At 39.2% G+C, this 21,473-nt stretch carries 16 protein-coding genes; 3 read left to right on the top strand and 13 right to left on the bottom strand.

Annotated elements, in window-relative coordinates; genetic code table 11:
• Nucleotides 1-116: 116 nt before the first annotated feature.
• The gene (gene glgX, locus B5D47_RS06140; protein ID WP_078930960.1) at nucleotides 117-2,222 is read right to left on the bottom strand and encodes a glycogen debranching protein GlgX; all 2,106 of its coding nucleotides are present in this window, start codon (nucleotides 2,220-2,222) and stop codon (nucleotides 117-119) included.
• A gap of 252 nt (nucleotides 2,223-2,474) precedes the next feature.
• Between glgX and era the strand changes: the two genes are divergently transcribed.
• Nucleotides 2,475-3,395 carry a GTPase Era gene (era, locus tag B5D47_RS06135; RefSeq protein ID WP_407701151.1) on the top strand — a complete coding sequence of 307 codons (921 nt, stop codon included), beginning with the start codon at nucleotides 2,475-2,477 and terminating at the stop codon, nucleotides 3,393-3,395.
• A 40-nt stretch (nucleotides 3,396-3,435) separates the two neighbouring features.
• Here era and B5D47_RS06130 read toward each other — a convergent pair whose 3' ends face one another.
• Genes B5D47_RS06130 through def form a run of 4 tightly spaced genes read right to left on the bottom strand, consistent with a single transcriptional unit; the run spans nucleotide 3,436 to nucleotide 7,642 of the window.
• Nucleotides 3,436-4,926 carry a type I 3-dehydroquinate dehydratase gene (locus B5D47_RS06130; protein ID WP_078930958.1) on the bottom strand — a complete coding sequence of 497 codons (1,491 nt, stop codon included), beginning with the start codon at nucleotides 4,924-4,926 and terminating at the stop codon, nucleotides 3,436-3,438.
• A gap of 26 nt (nucleotides 4,927-4,952) precedes the next feature.
• Nucleotides 4,953-6,017 (bottom strand): PASTA domain-containing protein, encoded by a 1,065-nt coding sequence (locus B5D47_RS06125; RefSeq protein ID WP_078930957.1) that lies wholly within the window; start codon nucleotides 6,015-6,017, stop codon nucleotides 4,953-4,955.
• Nucleotides 6,018-6,044: 27 nt separating this feature from the next.
• Nucleotides 6,045-7,061 carry a methionyl-tRNA formyltransferase gene (gene fmt, locus B5D47_RS06120; RefSeq protein WP_078930956.1) on the bottom strand — a complete coding sequence of 339 codons (1,017 nt, stop codon included), beginning with the start codon at nucleotides 7,059-7,061 and terminating at the stop codon, nucleotides 6,045-6,047.
• Nucleotides 7,061-7,642 carry a peptide deformylase gene (gene def, locus B5D47_RS06115; protein WP_078930955.1) on the bottom strand — a complete coding sequence of 194 codons (582 nt, stop codon included), beginning with the start codon at nucleotides 7,640-7,642 and terminating at the stop codon, nucleotides 7,061-7,063. Before def ends, fmt begins: the two co-directional genes overlap by 1 nt.
• 287 nt (nucleotides 7,643-7,929) lie before the next feature.
• Between def and hisD the strand changes: the two genes are divergently transcribed.
• Entirely contained in the window at nucleotides 7,930-9,294 is a 1,365-nt protein-coding gene (hisD, locus tag B5D47_RS06105; RefSeq protein ID WP_078930953.1) for a histidinol dehydrogenase, read from the top strand.
• A gap of 157 nt (nucleotides 9,295-9,451) precedes the next feature.
• Here the strand turns inward: hisD and B5D47_RS06100 are convergent, their stop codons facing one another.
• Together B5D47_RS06100 and B5D47_RS06095 are read right to left on the bottom strand one after the other, a co-directional pair.
• Entirely contained in the window at nucleotides 9,452-11,125 is a 1,674-nt protein-coding gene (locus B5D47_RS06100) for a GDSL-type esterase/lipase family protein (protein ID WP_078930952.1), read from the bottom strand.
• Between the two features lie 26 nt (nucleotides 11,126-11,151).
• Nucleotides 11,152-13,323, bottom strand: a complete 2,172-nt coding sequence (locus B5D47_RS06095) for an SGNH/GDSL hydrolase family protein (protein WP_078930951.1) — start codon at nucleotides 13,321-13,323, stop codon at nucleotides 11,152-11,154.
• Nucleotides 13,324-13,550: 227 nt separating this feature from the next.
• Between B5D47_RS06095 and B5D47_RS06090 the strand changes: the two genes are divergently transcribed.
• Nucleotides 13,551-15,722, top strand: coding sequence for a substrate-binding domain-containing protein (locus B5D47_RS06090; RefSeq protein WP_078930950.1), 2,172 nt, complete (start codon nucleotides 13,551-13,553; stop codon nucleotides 15,720-15,722).
• 160 nt (nucleotides 15,723-15,882) lie between these two features.
• On the opposite strand, the gene B5D47_RS06085 is transcribed toward B5D47_RS06090, so the two are convergent.
• The 6 genes from B5D47_RS06085 to B5D47_RS06060 form a co-directional block, all read right to left on the bottom strand.
• Nucleotides 15,883-16,668 carry a transporter substrate-binding domain-containing protein gene (locus B5D47_RS06085; RefSeq protein WP_078930949.1) on the bottom strand — a complete coding sequence of 262 codons (786 nt, stop codon included), beginning with the start codon at nucleotides 16,666-16,668 and terminating at the stop codon, nucleotides 15,883-15,885.
• Nucleotides 16,669-16,723: 55 nt separating this feature from the next.
• Entirely contained in the window at nucleotides 16,724-17,467 is a 744-nt protein-coding gene (locus B5D47_RS06080; RefSeq protein WP_273443569.1) for an amino acid ABC transporter ATP-binding protein, read from the bottom strand.
• A 4-nt stretch (nucleotides 17,468-17,471) separates the two neighbouring features.
• Nucleotides 17,472-18,161, bottom strand: a complete 690-nt coding sequence (locus B5D47_RS06075; protein ID WP_078930948.1) for an amino acid ABC transporter permease — start codon at nucleotides 18,159-18,161, stop codon at nucleotides 17,472-17,474.
• Between the two features lie 114 nt (nucleotides 18,162-18,275).
• Nucleotides 18,276-19,577 (bottom strand): bifunctional phosphoribosyl-AMP cyclohydrolase/phosphoribosyl-ATP diphosphatase HisIE, encoded by a 1,302-nt coding sequence (gene hisIE / locus B5D47_RS06070; RefSeq protein ID WP_078930947.1) that lies wholly within the window; start codon nucleotides 19,575-19,577, stop codon nucleotides 18,276-18,278.
• A 259-nt stretch (nucleotides 19,578-19,836) separates the two neighbouring features.
• Nucleotides 19,837-20,580 (bottom strand): hypothetical protein, encoded by a 744-nt coding sequence (locus B5D47_RS06065; protein ID WP_078930946.1) that lies wholly within the window; start codon nucleotides 20,578-20,580, stop codon nucleotides 19,837-19,839.
• A gap of 25 nt (nucleotides 20,581-20,605) precedes the next feature.
• Nucleotides 20,606-21,358, bottom strand: coding sequence for a hypothetical protein (locus B5D47_RS06060; RefSeq protein ID WP_078930945.1), 753 nt, complete (start codon nucleotides 21,356-21,358; stop codon nucleotides 20,606-20,608).
• Between the last annotated feature and the right edge of the window lie 115 nt (nucleotides 21,359-21,473).

Genomic DNA, 21,473 nt, shown 5'->3' with positions numbered 1-21,473 from the left:
TTTTTATTCTCCATCCTTTTTGTAAAATCAAATTTATGTTTTGACTGTTTTTTCTACAATTTGTGCACGCGTTTTGTCAAAAAATTCATGCATTATTATTTTATCACAATTTTTTGCTATTTGCTGATTAAAACAACGGCAGAACCTGACAAAATAACATATTTTTCCTGATTTCTTAAAAGTTCTTCTTTTCCTTCCGGCAGAATACATTCTTCATTTTCTATCGAAGTATCAAGAACCCTGTACCATTTTTTTCCGGCAGATGGCGGTGGCACAGTCACAGTGCCGTCGTGAATGTCGGTATTAAAAGCAACATAAAAATCGTTGTCCGGTTTAGAATTCTGTTCTGTAATTCCGCCTCCAAGCCTGAACGCCAAAAACCTGTCTAGTTTTGCCCAATCTGGCGTAAAACCTTCAATATTGAACCAGTTTATATCGGCAGGACTTGTCTGTGTTGCAGTTTTTTGACCTTTAAAAAAATCATCACGCATAAACACGCGGTGATTTCGGCGCAATGCAATCAAATTTTTTACAAAATTCAACAAATCGCCGTGCTTTTTTATGTCGTTCCAGTCAAACCAGGAGATTTCGTTGTCCTGACAGTACGGATTGTTGTTTCCGTCTTGAGAGCGCTGAACTTCGTCTCCGCAAACGAACATTGGAGTTCCCTGGCTCAAAAACAGCGCAACAAAAAAATTTTTTATCTGGCGAATTCTGTTTTTTTCGATTTTTGGATTTAACGTCGGGCCTTCAAAGCCGTTGTTGTAACTTAAATTGTTGTCGGTGCCGTCGCGGTTTTCTTCGCCGTTCTGCTCGTTGTGACGGTAATTGTACGAAACCAGATCGTTCATTGTAAAACCGTCGTGACTTGCAATGTAATTTATAGAATGATACGGTCTTCTTCCGCTTGAAGAATACAAATCGCTCGAACCTGAAATTCGCGTTGCAGCTTCTGTCGAAAGTTTTTCGTCTCCACGGATAAAACGCCTTATGCCGTCACGGAATTTGTCGTTCCATTCGCACCATCTTCCGCCAGGAAAAGAACCAACCTGATAAGCGCCGCCGCAATCCCAAGGCTCTGCAATTATTTTTACATCGCGCAAAAGAGGGTCTTCGCTTATCCGTCTTGTAAGAGGCGCTTCCAAGGTCAAAAAACCATTTTCGTCACGGGAAAGAACGCTTGCAAGGTCAAAACGGAAGCCGTCTACGTGCATTACCCGAACCCAATAGCGCAAACAGCTGATTATATATTCTTGAACGACAGGATGATTGCAATTGAGGGCATTTCCGCAGCCAGAAAAATTTACATAATACTCTTTATTTGTGCTTACAAGCTGATAATAAATTGAATTGTCGAATCCTCTAAAACCAAATGTAATTCCGTGCTCGTTGCCTTCGGCAGTATGGTTGAACACAATATCCAAAATGACTTCGATTCCAGCTTTATGAAAAGCCTTTACCATATCTTTAAATTCATCAACGCAGGCTCCGGGTCTTTTGTCCGAAGAATATGCTGCTTTTGGCGCAAAAAAAGCCGTCGTGCTGTAGCCCCAATAATTTACAAGGCGTTTGCCGGTCTTTGGGTTTATGTTCATATTTTCAAATGCGTCAAATTCCTGAACAGGCAGGAGTTCAACCGCGGTAATTCCAAGTTTTTTTAAATACGGAATTTTCTCGATTGCCCCGCGATAAGTTCCTGGAAATTTTACTTCAGAAGAAGGAGAAGCCGTAAAGCCTCTTAAGTGCATTTCGTAAATAATGCTTTCGTTTAAAGGCGTTTTTAGAGGCTTGTCTTCTTCCCAATTATAAGTAAGCTCATCGACAACTACGCATTTTGGCATTTTTTCGAGAGGACAGACTTTTTGAGAATTTAAATTTTTAAAAAGTGAACCGTCGGTCAGAGCCTTTGCGCGAGGGTCGTAAAGAAAAATGTCTTTGTTGAATCTGTGACCATTTTTTGGCTCAAAAGGGCCGTCAACTCTAAAAAGATAAAGAGCTCCCGGTTTTAAACCTTCAATAAATATATGCCACAAATCGCCGGTGCGATTTATTTTAGGGTCTAATTTTATAGTACAGGCAGGAACACTGTCGTCCGATTTTTTAAAAAGTTCCAGATAAACAGCCTTTGCATTACGACTGAAAACACAAAAATTTACACCACTGCCAATATAAACCGCTCCCAAATCCCAAGGGTTGCCTGGCAGGACTTTTAACCGATCCATAAGTATTGAATATTTTAACACAGTAAGGACAGTCAAACCAATAATTTTTCATAAATGTTTTATTAAACAGTTTATTTTTGGTTTTAGATTTTTTTCTTACGCCGGGGTGGAGGCGCGCGAAGCGTTGCAAAATGCACGGCATTTTGTAATGAAGCGAAAAGCGGAACGCCGGAACACCGGTTTGAGCGTGAATGCCGTCCTGCAAAAACTTACAATTTTTTTTAAAAATGTTATACTTGAAAAATGGAAAATATGAATCTTGAATCAGAACAGAAAGAGAGCACAGTCGGCGACAAAACGGCTCTTGTTACGATTATCGGGCGGCCTTCTGCCGGAAAATCGACATTTTTGAACACGGCTTCCGGAGAAATGGTAAGCATTGTAAGCTCGATTCCTCAGACAACCAGAAACGCAATCCGTGGAATTGTAAATACTTCGCTCGGTCAGCTGGTTTTTGTGGACACTCCGGGCTATCACGAATCAAACAAAAAAATGAATCTTAAAATGCGCAATATTGTTGCAGACCAGCTTGCAAATGCGGATTCAATTCTTTATGTCGTGGATTCGACGCGTCCTTGTGGCGATGAAGAAAAACTGATTACAGAACTTTTAAAAGGACACGAAAAAAAGACCGTTACCGCCTTGAACAAGATTGACGAAAAAGATTCTAATCCGTCGGCTGCCAGAGTTTTTCTGTCAAAACAGCTTCCTGAACTTTCCGAAAAAAATATTTTCGATGTTTCGGCAAAAAACGATGAAGGAATCAACGACGTCTTGCGCGCGCTTTATGAACTTGCACCGGTTGCGCCTCATCTTTATCCGGAAGAATTTTACACTGATCAGGAAGTTGACTTTAGAATTGCGGAAGTTATCCGTGAACAGGCAATTAACCGTCTTGATCAGGAAATTCCGCACTGCGTCTATGTTCAGATTGCGGATATGGAAATGCGCTCGCCTACAAAAATGTGGTGCCGTGCGTTTTTGTGCGTCGAAAAAGAAAGCCAGAAAGGCATTGTAATCGGAAAAGGCGCTCAAATGATTAAGACAATCCGCGTTGAATCAATTAAACAACTGCGCAAAATTTTTGACTACAAAATTGATCTGGATTTGCAGGTAAAAGTAGACAAAAATTGGCGGCAAAACGATTTAAGGCTGAATAAATTATTAAAATAGACAAAAAAAGGCTTCACGATTTTGTGAAGCCTTTTTTTGTTTATACAAGCTGTTTGTACAATTCAAACTGTGCAATTCCCTGATAGAGCAGCATTCCGGCGCCATTGCAAACTTTGCAGCCAGAAGCATCTGCACGGGCCATAACTGGAGTTACTTCCGGAGAATAGATTACATCGTAAACGTATTCTTCTCCGTTAAAGTCGTAGAACCAAATCGGGTCGTTTTCCGGGTTTGAAGGGTCGTTGCTACCCATGCCTTTTGAAGTTGTCTGAACAATTACGTCAGAATATTTGTTTAATTTTTCAAGGCTTTCCGGACCGAGCGTTGCATAGTCAAAACCGTATTTTTCGGCAATTAAACGGGCTTTTGCCAGAGTGCGGTTGAATACGCAGGCCTTTGCTCCAAGTTCCTTAATAACATAAGCAATTGCCCTGCTTGCTCCGCCAGCACCGATTATTGCAACTTTTTTGCCTTTTAAATCTTTTGTACCGGTAAATTCCAAAAGCGCTTTTTCAAAACCAAGCGCATCGGTGTTATAACCTTTCCAATCATCGCCATAGCGGACAACTGTATTGCAGGCGCCGATTGACTCCGCTTTTTCGTCGATATTTCTTATTAAAGGGATAACTGTTTCTTTGTGAGGAATTGTCACAGAAAATCCCTGGATATCAAGAGTTTTTGCAAAATCCAGCGAGTCTTCGATTGTTTCCGACTTGAACGGAATAAATACTGCATCTAAATTTGCCTTTTCAAACATTCCATTTTGCAATTCCGGGCTGGAAGTGATTTTTAGAGGATAACCTGTAATTCCAAAAATCTTTGTTTTTTCGCTAATCGAATGAAAATGATATGTTTTTTCGAGGGTAATTGGATCTGTGTGTCCGATTTCAAGCAAATTGCCCAAAAGTTCAGACGGGCTTGTGTATGTAAGATATGAATGCAATCTTTCTGAAAGAATTCTTGTCGGAAGTCCAAGAGGTCCCATTGCGCATATAATCTGCTCTGTATTCTTCCATTTGTCTGCTTCGCTAAAAACTTTTGTAACGTCAGAAAGGCGATGTGGCATAAAAGCAATTTTTGGAATTTCATAAGAGTTCTGACGAAGTTCATCAAATTTCTCAACAATATTTTTAATCGGAGAACTCATATTGTGGTAAGAGCGGATAATTCTCGTTCCAAAAGCCTGAGCCGCATCTTCCAGACTTGGAATATGAAAATCTTCTTCAAAATCAACATAAGCAAAATTTTTCTTCGGATCTTCCTGAGCAAAAGCAAGACCGCGCGCAAAAAGCATTGTGCGTGTTGACTCGCCTTCAATGTACTGTCCACCGTCAATTTTGCGACGAATTGTAAGGATTGCCGGAACGTCTATCATTGACGGAAATTCGCGGATTTTGAGACGTTCGTTCTCTTCAAGAAAATCTACACGAAGTTCAACAACATCGATAAATTCTTTGTATTTTTCAACAATTGCAACATCTTCCGCCAAAGTTTTTCCAGTTACGCACAGACAAACCAAAGATTTTGCCATTTTTTCCTCCAATCACAATCAAAAAACTATTCGTTTATTGTTATTCGTTTTGCAACTTTTCCAGCAACACGCAAAATCAACTCGCTTCCTTCTGTCACAGCGTAAGGAACAGAGAAGTGTCCGCCTGTGTGATTGAGAGCCACAAGCTGGCTGCGCTGACCGTTGCTTTCGATACATTCAACCGTCATTGCTACCGGATAAGGGAATTGAGCAAGTTCAGTTTCAAAAATTCCATAAATCAAATCGTCTTTTGGTTTTACAGGGAATGCCATTTCGACAGACATTCTTGTGTAATTTTCAATATATTGGCTGTCAAATTCCTGCTGGCTTACAACTGAATTTTCTTTTTCGTCTTTTGTAGCCTTGTGGGCAGAAAAATCAAGAACAACGCGCAAATTTGGCAAGAGAGCGAGCATTTCTTCTACAGATTTTCCAACAAGTCTAGGAACGGCGGTGTTGTCAAAACTTGGACCGCGACTGACAATCAAATTGACCGTAACAGGATCAGAAATTTTTGTTCCTGCAGGAGGTTCCTGTTCAAGAATTGTGCCTGCTTCTTCGAGAGAAGCCTTGTAAACAGGTTCTGCAAGCAAAATAAGAGGCCGGGAAGAACCTGTAAACATAGTTGTCAGGTCAATTTTTAAGTCATCATATTTCTGACCAATATAATTGCCAACTTCAGAAACGATTGCTCCGCGGCTGACAGTAAGATTTACGCGGGTTCCGGCTTTTACAATTGCTCCGGAAGACGGCGACTGAGAGATAATTGTTCCCGACGGCTGCTCATCATAACGAAGCTGAATTTTCGGATACAATTCCTTTACCTGCATTTCCAAAAGGGCCTGAGTCAATTCCTTTCCTTCAACTTCTGGAACCAAAACCTTTTCCGGACCTTTTACAGTTGCGAAAAAAACTGCAAGACAAGTCAAAAGCATTACGACAACTGCAAGAATTATCGTAACAAAAAGCGTTCTGCCGTTTGCCTGCAAATTTTCCATTCCTTTTATAAAACTTACTCGGCAATCCTGAATATTGAAATTTTTAATTTTTTGCCAGAGTTTAGAAAAAAATCCTTTAAAATTGATTTTCATAAAATTTTCCTAATTTTTTTTATTTTCCTAGAGATTGATTTTATCATCAAGAACGCAGCCTATAAAGTCCCGCGCTCCGTTCATAAAACTTTTGTAATCCATAGCTTTTTTGCCCTGCCATTGCAGTTCTTTAACAGCAAGCACAGTTCCGCCACCGCAGGCAACTTCGATTCCGGCATTTTTCCGGTAAGGCAGGACAGTTCCCGGAACATTTTGAATTTTTTCGCTATTTTCCAAAGAATTTCCGTCCAATTTTCCAGGTTCCGCCTTCAAAATCGAAAGTTTTATGCCATGGCAGGCAGTAAAACACAACGGCCAGGGAGTAAATGCGCGGATCTGACGGTCAATTTCCACAGCCGTTTTATTCCAGTCAATAAGTCCGTCTTCTTTTTTTATAAACGGAGTATAGTCGCTTTCGCCCTGCTGAACTTTTCCGTCAAACCTTCCGTTTGCGTAATTTTTTAAAACCTGAATAAAAAGCTGAGTTCCGGCTTCTGAAACCGGGCTGTTTTTTCCATCTCCGTCCATCAAGCTCAAAGTTGTTTCTGTTCCGTCCAAATCTACAAAACTTTGAGCAAGAATGTCGCCTTCGTCAGTTTTTAACGCGATTTTCTGCACAGTAACGCCGAGCTGATTTTCTCCGGCAAGAATCGCAGCAGGAACAGGAGTGCAGCCTCTGTGTTTTGGCAGTGCTGACGGATGCAGGTTTATTCCACCAAGAGCAAAAATTTCAAGAAATTTCGGTCCAAAAATCCGGCCATAATCAAAAGTTACCAGAAGTTCAGGTTTTAAAGCGCAAACCGCTTCCCGAGCCTCTGCAAAAAGATGTTCAAATTCCAGAACAGGAATATCGTTTTCTCTTGCGCAAACAGCAACTTCCGTAGGAATCAAATCTTTTTTGCGCCCGCGGGCCGACGGAACATTTGTCAAAACACCGGCAATTTCGACGCCAAGACTTTTGCCTTCGTCAGAACGAGAAAACTCAATTAAATTCCTTAAAACCATGGCCGACGCCAATGGGGAGCCTGCATATAAAATCTTCACTATTTTTTACTTTCCTTTGCAGCCTGTTTAGCGGCAATTTTTGCAGCAATCGAAGCCGCTTTTCTTGCTTTTTCCGCTTCTTTTTTCTGAGCACGTTCAAGCCGCTTTTTCATCTGAGCTGTAACTTTTGCAGCAAACTCAGGATCGCCACGGTCAATATAAACAATTCCGTCCAAATGGTCATTTTCGTGCTGAATACAACGGGCCAAAAGACCGTCCGCCTCAAGAGTAAAAGGCTTGCCAAATTCATTTAAGGCCGAAACCGTAACTTTTGAAGGTCTTCTAATTTTTTCTTCAAAACCCGGAAGCGAAAGACAGCCTTCATCATAATCGCACAACTCGCTGCTAGTATGAACAATCTGCGGATTTACAAAAACCCGGCGCACACCATCGTCAACAGTGATTACAAAAAATCTTTTAGAAACGCCAACCTGCGGACCTGCCAACCCAACGCCCTGAGCCTCGTCCATCGTATCAAACATTTCGTTAAAAAAATTGCGCATTTCGTCGTTAATTTCAGCCGGCTCAACCGGAACACATTTTTGACGGAGAACGTCTTCGCCTAGTTTGTAAATTTTCATAAAAACCTTCAAAAAAAACAGAATTTTCGGATTCAGCCTACCACAAAAACCGTTTTTTTTCTATAAGATAAAAATTTGAAGCGCAAAACACCTGCCGCGACCCGTCTTGCATGGTTTTATCCGGCAAAAGCCGGACGCTGCGCGCCATTCCAGCCGGGGCTAAGATTTTTTGTTAATAAAAGTCGTTTCCCGCGCCCTGCGTATTTTCCCAAAAACTCTTTCTCTAGCAACAAAGCACAAAATTCAATAAACTGTTCTAAAATTGCAAATGTTTCTGGAGCATACAGATGATTAAAATCATAAACTATAAAGATTTAAAAGACGATTTTTTTAACGGACGCGACTTTGGTTCTTCAATCGACATTGTAAAAGACATTCTTCTTAACGTAAAAACAAACGGCGACAAAGCGCTTTTAGAATACGGCACAAAATTTGACGTAAGCTCGCCTTCTTCGCTCGAAATTCCGCAGTCAGAATTAAAAGCCGCCGCACAAAAAATGCAAAAAGAAAATCCAGAACTTTATAAATCGCTCTGCTACAGCCACGACCTTGCGCTTCGCTTTGCAAAAAAACAGCGCGAGTCTTTTGACAATTTTGAAGTTGAACTTGAACCCGGGCTTTTTACCGGCCAGAAAAATATTCCTGTAGAAAAAGCAGGTGTTTACGTTCCGGCAGGACGATTTCCGCTCGTAAGCACAGTTGTAATGACAGTTACTCCGGCAGTTGCAGCAGGCGTTAAAGATATTGTTCTGTGCACACCGCCAAGAGTTCATCCTGAAGACAGAGCAGCCGCACAAAAAGCAGGAACTGGAATTCCAGGTTCTCCTTTTGTCGGCGGAAAACCTTATGCTGACGAAAATATTATGGCGGCGGCATATATTTGCGGAGTTACAAAGGCTTACGCCTGCGGCGGAGCACAGGCAATCGGAGCGCTTGCTTTTGGCACGCAGTCAATTCCACGCACAGACGTAATCGTAGGTCCAGGAAATAAATTTGTTGCAGAAGCAAAAAAACTGGTTTACGGAACAGTCGGAATCGACATGGTTGCAGGTCCGACAGAAGTTTTTATAATTGCAGACAAATCGGCAAATCCAGAATGGGTTGCGGCCGACCTTCTTGCGCAGGCAGAACACGATATTGTTGCACAGCCAATTCTGGCAACAGACTCAAAAGAACTTGCACAGGCAGTTCAAACCGAAATCGAAAAACAGCTTAAAGTCCTCGAAACAAGAGAAACAGCGGAAAAATCAATCGAAAACTGCGGCGCAATCATTCTCTGCGACAATATTGAACAGGCAGCAGAAGCCGCGAACCGCAAAGCCCCGGAACACCTCGAACTTGCAATGGACGAAGGAACAGCACGCGACAAAATCGCAGAACTTTGCCACAACTACGGTTCGCTCTTTTTGGGACACGGAAGCGCAGAAGTTTTTGGCGACTACTCAGCAGGACTAAACCATACTCTTCCTACTTCTGGAAGCGCCCGTTTTACAGGCGGCTTGAGCGTACGCGTTTTCTTAAAAACAGTCACAACCTTACGCACAATTCCAGGCTCAGAAGGCGCAGTTTCCTCTGCAAAAGCCGCAGGACACCTTGGAGATGCCGAAGGACTGGCAGGACACGCACATGCGGCCCGCTTAAGACTTGAATAAAAAAATATCCATAAACCGGAAAACTTAGCCCGGATCGAAATGGCTTTAGTTGTCTGGTCAGGTTTAGAAAAACTAAACCTGACCAGACAATGGAGCGGACAGCGCAACCATGCAGAGCCGGTTTGACCGCAAATTGCGCTCCAGAATAATTTCGAACTTATGCGCCTTGAGATTCGCCAGTTATTGTCAAAACAACATCTGTAAATTCTACACAAGTTCCACGAGTTCCAAACATGCCTGCATAAAAATAATTAGAATCTTTTGCTACAAAATCAAAATCCGTGTAAGTAGTTTCGTAAACATTGCCTTTATAAACAGTCTTAACTTTTACAACCTGACCAACTCTTTCAATTGTAAATTCTGCGGTTTCGTCGTTATTATAAAAAGCCGAAATTTTGTTTTCAGAAACTTTTAAAGAACCAGATTCTCTCTTCCAGTTTGCAATACAAGTACTTACAGAATCTGCATAAAGTCCTGCAGATACATAGTTTGAACTTACCGCAATTTTGTTTGGAGCATAGCAGTCGTCACGAAGCATTAAACCAAAACCTGCCTGATTTTTACCAGCAACCGATACTAAAACTTTTGCTTTTGCAGTAAGCGTAAAGTTTTTGCTTACAGGAATCTGTTGAAAAGCAAAAGCAAAACCGTCTGCCAAAGAAGTTATTTTTCCTTTTGGCGAGGCCGTACCTGTCTGACCAACCTTAAAAATTCCTGCTGAAGTTTCCTGTGCAAAAAATCCATTTGAAGCAGCCGAAGGATCTCCTCCGCAATCGCCAAAAGCAGTTCCATACCAGCCTTCAGACGTACACTTTAAGTTTTCTACAGAATTTAATTTTGATAAATCCGGAGCAGTATAATCAACAAATACATAGTCTGGATTTTTTACAAGATCTTTATCCTTTGAAGGTAGATAAGTTGATTTTACATACGGTTTTAATGCACATGAACTTTGAGAAATTGTCTTGGCAAAAAAATACGAAACCATCTTTGCGCCATAAATATTGATATGTGTTCCATCAACTGATTTTAAGTTTGGCAAATCGGAAGAACTTCCTTGAGCCATTGCATGAAAATAAATCGCTTCATCATAGCCAAGTTCTGTGTATTTTTCTTTTGTCATTGTCGTCAAATCTACAAACTGAACAGATTTTTCGTTTGCAAGTTCTTCCGCGGCTTTCCTGTAATCCCCAGAAGCAGTTATATGGGCATAAGAACCAGAATAATCATTTGAAGAACTCAGACGAACAATTGGAGAACAAATAATCGGTGTTGCGTTTTTTTCCTGTGCAACCTTTACATATTTATTAAAAAGAATATTTTTAAAAGAGCCATCTGTATCTGTCGATTCAGCAGCGCTTGCAAAACGGTCGCTATCGTCAAATTTTTGATCGTTGTGTCCAAAACCAATTACAAGAAAATCGCCTTCCTTAATTTCAGCAATCAAAGTCTGGTAATTTTCTTCCGTAAGAAAACTTTTTGCAGAACGGCCAGAAAGAGCCAGATTTCTTACTGTAATCTTAGAAGACAAGTTGTTTGCCAACTGAGTTCCATAACCATAACGCGGATAAAAATAAGTTGCGTCAGTATGTTTTCCATCTTTTACATAATCACAAACAGTCGAGTCACCAACAACCCATAAAGTCGCCGCAGAAAGTGCCGAATCATCGTACTCAGATGGCGTCGAATCGCCTGGTTTTTCGGGAGTTGCCGGATTCTGGCTTCCGCTGTTGTCAGAAGAAGAATCGTCTCCGTCGGAACAAGAAATAAAACCTGTTCCCAGCAAAGCTAAAGCCGTAAAAACTACCGCTGCTCTTAAAATTTTTTTCATTTGATTTGCCTCCTATATTTTTTCATCTATTGAATTAAACCTTTTACTGCTACATTAGAGATTATAAATGTACGTCCAGCATTTTCCTTTGTATCCTTGTATGCTGGATAAACTCTTATATAAAGCGATTTGCCATTTTCTACAGGAAGTCCAAGCGCGTCTGAACTATTCTTTGAACCGCCGACAGAATTTGAACATAGAACTTCTTTTTGAGCAGTTTTCATTTCGCAAATTGGTTCTGGATTAGAAAAATCTTCATTTGTAGAATAATAAGCGCTCCAAGCCATATATGAACCACCAGAAGAACAGCAGTCAAAACTGATTTCGTTTACTGTAAGGTCAATTCCACTGGCTGGAATTTTATATTCAATATAAACATCGTTCATTTTTGCACCAGTGTCGTTTACAGGCCAGACATTGCCGGGATTGTCGATTGTTACGCGGGCATAAGTTTCTGTGCCGATTGGTTTATTCGAAGATTTTATAAGACCGTTGAGTTTAGTTTCTGCAGGAACAATATCCTCAGAAGTTGAAGTTGCTGCAACCGAAAATTGGTTTCCCGAAATCATAGGCCAATTTACAACAAAATCCGTACCTGACACCGACAACTCTTTTCCTGCACCTGAGAGAGCAATTTTTAAAGTAGAACCGTCAACTGTTCCAGCCGGAGTATTTCCAAAATCAGGAGTTACCGATGAATGAGTAACTGTCATATCGCCATTATACGAAATCACTTCTGTTGGGCTAAATTTTACAAATATTTCAGTTCCTATAAAATTTTCATCTGTTTCAATCGTTAAAACTGAATCAAAAGTTCCGCTGTCAGAAAGACTAAGACCAAAACCTGAAGGAGCAGAAACCGTAATTGTTCCGCTTTTGTTTTGAAAATTAGAAATTCTAAAAGAGGTTGTTTTTGTTGCATTTGCAAGAATACGTTCAAAAGCAAGATTTGACTTATCAACCATAATTCTTGGCGAACAATCTTTTATATAAGAAGTCAAATATCCGTTTTTCTTTAATTCATCTGTAACAATTTTTCCAAGCTCAAGACCGCCCAGTGTTCTTTCGTGAGTGTTATCACTATCTACATAAAAATATTTTTCCTTGCCTGCATTATTGTATTCTGCAACACGGACAGCGCTAAGTTCTGTCATATCAACAAGAATTGCGCCCTGTTTTTTGGCAGCAGCTTTCATTGCGGCAGGATAATTTCCACGAGGAGTAGAATCTCCCGTCATAGTTTTGTTTGACCAGTCGTGTTTTCCATAAGCACTTACTTCTGAACCAGAATAATTGGCACGAACAAACGGCGTTACACAGATTGGAACCGCTCCAAGTTCACGTGTTTCAACAATATATTTTTCCATAAAGTCGTAGTGAGTTCCTGCAACTGTACCATTTGCATTTTCAGAAGCAAAAGTAAACTGTGCTCCATAAGTTTTATCGCAGTCAGTCAATGCTCTTTGGTCATTATGTCCAAAAGAAAGGATTACAACTGATTTTTTTCCAGCCTTATTATTAGCCTCAATACGGCGCTTTACTTCTGGCCAACGAGAATCTTCATTATAAAAAAGTCTTGAAGAACGGCCGCCGTTTGCAATATCAGTTACGACATTAGCCTTTGTTTCATCAAAAAACTCCTTGAGAGCCTGTCCAAGACCATACTGATCAGAATCGCTGGCAGAATAATCTCTCATAATTGAATCACCACAGCAGAAAATATCTATATTTTCAGAAATTGTTCTAAGGTCAAACGGATCTGACGAAACTTCCCTGTTCGGCTCTGCAATTTTTACTTTTAACACTGCTTTTTTCGTTGAATCCGAAGATAAAGTTCCTGTTACAACAGTTTCGCCACCAGAAAGCGGAGTTAATTTTCCAGAAGAACTTATCGAGCATATATACGGATTTTCTACAGTCCAGGTTGCTCCTCCGTCCATTTTTAACGTTTTTGAAGCCGCAAGAGAAATATCTGTAAGAGTTAATTCTTTAGAATCTCCAGCTTTTAACAAATATTCAGTTGCTTCGGCATTTAAAACCTTTCCGTCGTCTGATTCATCTTTTTTCTGCTCACCATTTTGACTGCCAGAGTCAATTTCCGTCTCTCCATTAGATTCATCTGAATCGGAACAGCCGCTTAGACAAAAAATTGCTGCAAAAAAAAGAACTGCAAGCATATTTCTTATAAATTTTTTCATACAAAACCTCCTTAGAAATAAATACAAACTTCCTTAGGCTAAATATACTTTTTATCTTTTGGTCAAAACCTATATTTTTTAGAACCATTCAGTCGTTTATGGACTATTTCGTATAAAAGTATTCATTTTCGTATAAAATAAAAACAACCTGCTTCTTCATAAAAAAAAACATACTCAATTACGCAAAATCAAAGTATAATTATGTATATAAAAAAACGGAAAAACATATGAATTTTAAAATTTCCCAAAGAAAAGCATTTTTAACTGAACAAAAAAACAAAGGCCAAAGAATTACAATAGGATTTACAGGAATTGCCGACCTTCGTTCTTTTATTGCACTAGAATACATCGAAGGCATGATGAAAGCCGCCGCCGACTACGATATAAACTTTATAAACATGGGAGCGGCAATAAAATATTCTCTTTTTGAAGACATAAATTTCGTAAATCACTATATGAAGAATTTCTGGTTTATGAAAAAACCCTTTCTTGACGGACTTATAACCTGGGCATCTTCATTAAGAGAATTTGTTGACAGCGAAAAAATTTTGAAAACTTTTAACAGTTTAAAACCGCTTCCAATGATAGACATAGGACATCTTGATATTCCTGGAGTTACAGCGCTCAGAATAGACAGCGATTCCTCAGTTCAGATGATTATGGAACATCTTGTAAAAGTTCACGGTTATTCAAAATTTGCATTTATAGGAGCAGACGTTTCTGAACCACACAGAAAACGACTTTCAGCTTATAAAAATGAATTAAAAAAATATGGATTAAAAGAAATTGAAAATTCCGTTTATATGGCAAATTCCATGAGCGTGATTTCTCTTTCAAACACTGTCACCCGATTTTTGCAAGACCATGACATTCGAAAAAAAGAAATTGAAGCAATTGTAACGACAACCGACATTATTGCAGCAGAAGTTATAAATCAACTGGAAAAAAACGGTTTTAATGTTCCAAAAGACATTGCTGTTACAGGTTTTAACAATTGGTACGACGGAATAACCGCAAAAACTCCAGTTACGACAGTCAATCTTGAATATTTTAAGCGCGGTTATATGGCGGTTGAACTTTTAATCGACAAGATAATGAATCCAAACTCTCCATGCAAAATTGTAAGAGTAAAAACTTCACTTGTCATAAGACAATCTTGCGGATGTTTTGAAAAAAGCGTACAAAATGCAGGAAAAAAAATTGATTTAACCGAAGATGAAACAGAAATTTCAGAACAACAGTTAAGGCAAAAACTAATTTTTAAACTTTTGGAAATTTTCAAAACCGAAAAGGAAGTTGATGTAGAAAATCTGGTGAATTCTTTTTTTAACGATGTCTATTTAAATCCCGAAAAAAGCTGCATGCTGGAATGGTTTCAAAATCATTTACAAAAATATTCTCATATTGCTTCGTCAAATGCAGCTTACCTTCAAAATCTAGTTACAGGTTTTAGAAATATTTTTATTCCTGTCTTAAAAAATGAAAATCTTGAAACAATTTTAAGAATTGAAGGCATTTTTCATCAAATGAGAACTCTTATTACAATTTTTACAAAATACGAAACTTTGGCGGAAAGAGAAAATCCATACAGATTGAATAATATTTCGAAAAATGCCGTAGATTTAAGCGATGCAATGAATCTCGATGAAATAATTGAACTTCTAAAAATGCAGTTAAACGAAATGAACATATCTAAAGCATTTCTTGCCCTTAACGAGTCAAATTCTTCAAATATCAACGACACAAAAATAAGACTTATCTATCCAGAACCAAAAGAAGAATTAAAACAGAAATTGCAGTTTAAAATTCACGAGCCATATCAATTTCCTAAAAGCCTTTTTATGGATACAAGATATTCATTAATGCTGGAAGTGCTGCATCATTCTGATAAATATTTTGGTTACATTTTTTTGGAAATGAAGTTTTTAAATATTGCTTATTATGATGTTATAAGATTGCTTTTAAGCAACGCTTTGTATTCTGTAAGGATAAAAAAAGCTGATAAAAAAAATGATTTTTTACTGGAAACTTCAGAAATCAACAGACTGTTAAAAAAACAAAATCCAACTGAATCAAAAAGAAACCGAATAACCATAAAAAATTTAACCGACTATTTACAAAAAAATATTTCTGAAAAAACAAATCTCGACAAAATCGCAGAACATTTTATGGTTAGCCGAAGCTACCTTTCCAAAAAAACAAAAGAACTTACAGGCTGCTCTGTTCAGGAATTGCATGAAAAGATGAAAATTGAACAGGCAAAAAAAATGCTTCTTTCTGATAATTTTTCGATTTTTGATGTTACTGTCGCTCTAGGATTTGCAAATCAAAATTACTTTTCAAATGTATTTAAGAAAAATACTGGTTTAAGTCCAGGCAACTGGCTAAAAAGAAAATAATTTTTTGTCAAAAAAATATCCATAAACCGGAAAACTTAGCCCGGATCGGAATGGCTTTAGTTGTCTGGTCAGGTTTAGAAAAACTAAACCTGACCAGACAATGGAGCGGACAGCGCAACCATGCAGAGCCGGTTTGACCGCAAATTGCGCTCCATTTTTTTTATTTTGTTAAATCTGCGCCAAAGTATTTTTGGGAAATTTGGGCAAGTTCGCCACTTTGTTTTAATTCTTCGATTGCTTTATTTACAGCTTCGAGCAATGTTTTTGTTTCTTCGCCTTTGCGCATTGGAATTGCAACGTGGCTTGCGTTTTCTGTCAATGCTGCAAGTTTGAACGGATTTTCTGGCTTTATTTTTTGGTAATAAAAAAATGTTGCGTTGTCGTTTAAGGTCGCGTCGGCCCGTCCGTGTTCAACAAGCTGCAATGTTTCTTCAAACGAGTCAATTGTAACGACTTTTGCGCCAAGACTTTCGGCATATTCTGCATAAGTGCTGCCGAGCGAGTTTGTCGTTGTCCGGCCTTTTAAGTCCTCAAATTTTTTTATTGAATCGTTGTCTTTTTTTACAATTAAAGCAGTATGTGTATATGCGTACGGTTCTGAAAAATCGTATTTAAAGGCGCGTTCCTGTGTTACTTCTACGCCGTTCAAGCTCAAATCGTAGCGTTTTGAATCAATTCCTGCAAAAATTCCGTCCCAGTCAACTTCGACAAATTCTGCCTTTACACCCAATTTTTCGGCAATTTTTTTGCCGACTTCGACATCGTAACCGACAAGTTCATTTTTTTCGTCATGGTAGGTCCATGGCGCCCAGGTTCCTTCCATTGCGATTGTAATCTTGCCTTTTTTTTGAATCTGGCTCAAAAGGTCGGCAGTTTCGCTTTTTTTGCAAGATATAATTCCTGCCGAAAAAACTGCCGCCGCAAAAATAAATAAATTTTTTTTCATAAAATTCTCCCATAAAAAGTCAATTTTCGTTTTGGCTCTCCAACGTATTTGCTTTTTATTCAAACTTTCCAATAAACTCTCTTGTACGCTGATTTTTTGGTGATTCAAAGAATTCTTTTGCTCCTGCTTCTTCAAGAATTTTGCCTTTTTCCATAAAAACAACACGGGTGCTCACGTTTTTTGCAAAATTCATTTCGTGCGTTACAACAATCATCGTCATTCCTTCTTCTGCAAGATTTTTCATTACCTGCAAAACTTCGCCGGTCAATTCCGGGTCAAGGGCGCTCGTTGGCTCATCAAAATAAATAATCTTTGGACTGGTTGCCAAAGCCCTGGCAATTGCTACACGCTGCTGCTGTCCGCCAGAAAGCTGGTGCGGAAAATATTCTGCCCTGTCCTCCATTCCGACTTTTTTGAGCATTTGAACTGCGCTTTTTTCCGCCTGTTCTTTTTTTATTTTTCGGGCAACAATCAGTCCTTCCGTCACATTTTGAAGGACATTTTTATTTCTGAACAAATTGTAATTTTGAAAGACAAATCCTGTTTTTTTGCGGATTTCGTTTATCTGCTTTTTGTGCATTTTTTTTAAGTCGTAAGTCTGGCCGTCAAAAATCAATTCGCCTTCATCGGCTTTTTCGAGAAAATTAAGGCAACGGAGCAAAGTTGTCTTTCCAGAACCAGAAGAGCCGATTATAGAAATTACATCTCCTTTGTTTACGCTCAGGTCAATTCCCTTCAAAACTTCTAAATTTCCGAACGACTTATGAAGATTTTTTAATTCAAGAATTTTTTCCATCATATTTTTACCGCGTTTCTCCGTCAAAAGTTTTTTCTGACAAAAAATTGATTTTTTTCTCAGCCTTCCGCTGAACCCAGGTCAAAACAGTCGAAAAAATCAAGTAGATGAGAGCAACCTCAATGTAAAGGGCAAGCGGCTCGTAAGTTCGGGCAACAATTCTCTGAGTTGCCATAAACATTTCTGTAACCGTAATGTTTGCTGCAAGAGAAGTTTCTTTGACCATTGCAATCAAAGAATTTGAAAGCGGCGGAAAAGCAGTTTTAAAAGCCTGAGGAAGCAAAATCCGCCAGAATGTCTGAAAATAGCTCATTCCAACGCAATAACCGGCTTCAAGTTGTCCAGCCGGCACCGACTCAAAAGCGGAACGCATCGTTTCCGCCGTGTAAGCGCCTTCATTTACCGCAAAAACCGCAACTGCCGCCGGAAAAGGCTCAATCATAATTCCAAGGTTTGGCAATCCGTAAAAAACAACATAAAGCTGAACCAAAATCGGAGTTCCACGAACCACCCAAATATAAAAACGGGCAATATGTTTTAAAACTTTTACATTTGCAAATTGAACTAAGGCCGTAAGAATTCCAATTACAAGCGCCAGAAAAAACGAAATTGCAGTAAGCGGAATTGTCGTAACAAGACCAGGAATTAAAATCTTAAAAAAAGAATCAGTTAAAATGTGCCAGAGATGTTCGCTCACAATCACTCCAACCAATTAAAAAATGGCAATTAAGGCAAAAAATAAAAAATTACAGCCAAAAGGTCATTTCGCAAGTCGAAACGACCTTTTTATGGCTTAATTTTCGCCGGATTTTTATTTTTCCTTATGGCGTCTGTCGAGTTCGTCATAAACATCCTGCCAGGTAACGCCCTCTTTGTACATCAAAACGCTCACAAAATAAATAAGGTCGGCTGCTTCCCAAATAACGTCCTCACGAGATTCCGCTTCGTCAGTCAGCTCTTCGGCTTCTTCCATTACTTTTTCGCGCACACGCTTAGCGTCGAGAGTTGCAGTGTAACTTCCTGGACGAGGATTTGCAAAACGTTCTGCAATTGTCGCATAAAGACGTTCAAGGTTTGACTTTGCGCCAGGTTCGGCGTTAAAGCAAGTGTAAGAACCAGTGTGGCAAACTCCACCGTTTGGAAAAACCGTTGCAAGAACAGTATCACGGTCGCAATCGGCACGCATTTTTATCAAATCAAGGTAATGATGACTTTCTTCGCCTTTAGTCCAAAGCCTGTTTTTTGTACGGCTAAAGAAAGTAAGTCTTCCAGTATCAAAAGATTTTTCAAACGCTTCTTTATTTGCATAACCGAGCATCAAAACTTCGCCAGCAGGACTCTGGGCAATCACCGGAATAAGCCCGTCAGTTTTTTCATAATTCAGACAGTTTACAAAAGCATCTTTTAGATTTACAGCTCCTGTGTACAGAGCCATTCCGAGCTGAACATCGCAACCGATTTTTTCAAGCTCAACAATCTGTTCAAGATTATTAACTCCGCCGGCAACAACAAGACGGCAGTTTACGGCATTTCTCAGGGCACGGCAAGCTTCCATGTCAGTTCCCTGCATGCAGCCTTCTTTTTCAACACAGGTAAATAAAAGCTCAGAGCAAAATTTTTCGGCCTGTTTTGCGCCTTCCACCAGCGGAATATCAACCGTTTCAGTCCAGCCTTTTACGGCAATTTTTCCGTGAATCGCATCAACCGAAATAATCACGCGCTGTTTTCCAATCGCGTCGCAAAGCTCCTGCAAAAATTCTTCATTCAAAAAAGATTCGCCGTCTTTAGCATCAGCATTCCAGGCAGCCGAACCAACAATAACTTTTTCCGCACCAAGGCTAATCAATTCGCGGGCTTTTTTAACAGAACGAATTCCACCGCCAACGCGAACATTTCCCTTTCTTAAAATCTGCTTTAAAAGTTCAGTATTTTTGGTGTTGCCTTTTTCGTCGGTATTACGCAAAGCCTGATCAAGGTCAATTACAGCAACCTCACCATATTTATTGAAATCAGAAATCAAAGCCTCAGCATCATCACGCTGAAGAACCAAATCTTTGCCGTTTTTTAACTGGACAACGTGTCCGTCTTTCATGTCGATAGAAGCAATTACCATAATGCCTTATTCTAGCGAAAATAAAACAGTTTTACAATTGAGAAAGATTTTCAGTATTTTTAACTTCGGAGCACAATTTCCGCACAAACCGGCTTTCCGCCCTTCCGCTAACCGCTCCATTACAGCCCGAAAATTAAAAATTTCCGTGCTGCAACTTCGGGGCTCCAATCCGGGCTATAAGCCCGGTCGTGCGCTTTAGCGCACATGTAAAAAAAACGGGTTTTGCGCAAGCAAAAGCCGCAGCATGCAAGCATCCGGGCTATAAGTCCATTGCAAACTGAGTCAAAAGCTGGTCGATTACAGCAGGATACATTTCAACAAGAGCGTCAGCATCATATTTTCTGCCGGCAACTTTTAAAGTTTCAGCACCCTGAACTGTATAAGTTTTATATTTTATTTCTTTTCCAGTCTGGTCAAAAATCTTAGTCTTCATCTTAACAAAAGGACAAACAGTTCCGTTCACCGTCGTTCCCGAGGCAGTTTTTTTAAAGAATTCAAATTCAATAACGACTCCGCCTTTTGCACCGACAGATTCACATAGTTTTTTTAGGTCATATTTTCCAGGATTGCGCAAATCTTTGTAATCAGTTGCAGTAATTGTCGTATTCATTATGGACAAAAGTCCTTCCGACATTGATTTGTATTTTTTTGAAGAAACAACTTCTTCTTTTCCAACAAAATCAATTTCGCAAATTTCTCCGAAAATTCTGCGCAGAGCATCTTCTGCATAATCAAGGCGGTTAAAACTTGAGGCAACTTCCGGATCATCATCATAAAATTTGGAATTTATCGCATTTTGCAAAAGTCCTTTCGTTGCCTTCGGCTCTTCCCCTTCTTTTACAACATACCACGGCAAAGAACTGTTTCCAGCCACAGTGATTATCGCAAGCGGAGAAATGCTTTGTTTTTCAATTTTAGCAGAAGCACAACCCGAAAATGCAACTGCAAAAACCAAAGTTCCCATCAAAAAAACAAATCTTTTTAAACCTAATTTTCTTTTCATTTTATTCTCTCTTAGTTTTTATTTTTTACAGATATTTTACTATAAATTTATTTATAAGCTGGTCAATTACAGAAGGAAACAGTTCAACCATTTCATCTTTGTCATATTTTGTCATCCGCATTTCAACAGATTCTGGCGAAATTACAGTAAATTCATCTTCAAGCACTTTTTTTCCATGCTCATTGTACATAAGAACATTCATAATTCCCATTGCGCCAAGATTTGCGTTAAGATTATCTCCATCATCTTTTATATATTTTTTAAACGTAAAAGACAGAAAAACAAGGCTTTTTGCGCCAGTTTCCCTCGAAATCAACCGCGCTTTTTTTGAACCAATATCGTCCATAAACTTGTAGCCTTCACCACGAATTTTTACATCGATATACGAAAGCAAGCTGTTTTTTCCAATATTAGCATAAGTCGGAGAATTCATTACAGCTTCTTTTGGAACAACTTCAATACCTGCAACCTCTGGCAAAATCCGTCTGAAAGCATCTTCGGCATAATCAACACGGTCAGCGGCAGTCTGAATTTCAGGATTATTTTTTCCAAAAAAACTATTTATTGCATTCGATAAAAGTCCATCTTCTTCTCCGTATTCGTCATCACGAACTTCAGAAGAATAATAAGGAACGTGAGTATTTCCGCAAACTCCAAGAATCGCAACCGGAGAAGCACTTTCCGTCAAAGAATATTTCGTAGAAGCGCAACCAACTAACAACAACGGCAAAGCCGTAAAAAGAGCCACTTTTTCAGTTATTTTTTTTAAGCAAGACATAATTTTCCTTTTTAGACGCAACTTTTTACAAAAAAACAAATTTTTTAATGCAAAGTTACTTTTTATCTCCAGCAAGTCTACCACAAACACAAAAAAAATGGACTGCCTAAAAAGT

The organism is Treponema berlinense (genome assembly GCF_900167025.1).
GTDB classification, from domain to species: Bacteria; Spirochaetota; Spirochaetia; order Treponematales; family Treponemataceae; genus Treponema_D; species Treponema_D berlinense.
The sequence above is the reverse complement of the archived record's forward strand: the minus strand, read 5'-3'. Positions and strand labels throughout refer to the sequence as shown.

Coding starts and splice junctions, on each gene's coding strand:
- B5D47_RS06095 (WP_078930951.1), bottom strand. CDS start 13,323: ATGAAAAAATTTATAAGAAATATGCTTGCAGTTCTTTTTTTTGCAGCA.
- B5D47_RS06130 (WP_078930958.1), bottom strand. CDS start 4,926: ATGGCAAAATCTTTGGTTTGTCTGTGCGTAACTGGAAAAACTTTGGCG.
- era (WP_407701151.1), top strand. CDS start 2,475: ATGAATCTTGAATCAGAACAGAAAGAGAGCACAGTCGGCGACAAAACG.
- B5D47_RS06080 (WP_273443569.1), bottom strand. CDS start 17,467: ATGATGGAAAAAATTCTTGAATTAAAAAATCTTCATAAGTCGTTCGGA.
- glgX (WP_078930960.1), bottom strand. CDS start 2,222: ATGGATCGGTTAAAAGTCCTGCCAGGCAACCCTTGGGATTTGGGAGCG.
- B5D47_RS06125 (WP_078930957.1), bottom strand. CDS start 6,017: ATGAAAATCAATTTTAAAGGATTTTTTTCTAAACTCTGGCAAAAAATT.
- def (WP_078930955.1), bottom strand. CDS start 7,642: ATGAAAATTTACAAACTAGGCGAAGACGTTCTCCGTCAAAAATGTGTT.
- B5D47_RS06085 (WP_078930949.1), bottom strand. CDS start 16,668: ATGAAAAAAAATTTATTTATTTTTGCGGCGGCAGTTTTTTCGGCAGGA.
- B5D47_RS06065 (WP_078930946.1), bottom strand. CDS start 20,580: ATGAAAAGAAAATTAGGTTTAAAAAGATTTGTTTTTTTGATGGGAACT.
- B5D47_RS06060 (WP_078930945.1), bottom strand. CDS start 21,358: ATGTCTTGCTTAAAAAAAATAACTGAAAAAGTGGCTCTTTTTACGGCT.
- B5D47_RS06100 (WP_078930952.1), bottom strand. CDS start 11,125: ATGAAAAAAATTTTAAGAGCAGCGGTAGTTTTTACGGCTTTAGCTTTG.
- B5D47_RS06090 (WP_078930950.1), top strand. CDS start 13,551: ATGAATTTTAAAATTTCCCAAAGAAAAGCATTTTTAACTGAACAAAAA.
- hisD (WP_078930953.1), top strand. CDS start 7,930: ATGATTAAAATCATAAACTATAAAGATTTAAAAGACGATTTTTTTAAC.
- hisIE (WP_078930947.1), bottom strand. CDS start 19,577: ATGGTAATTGCTTCTATCGACATGAAAGACGGACACGTTGTCCAGTTA.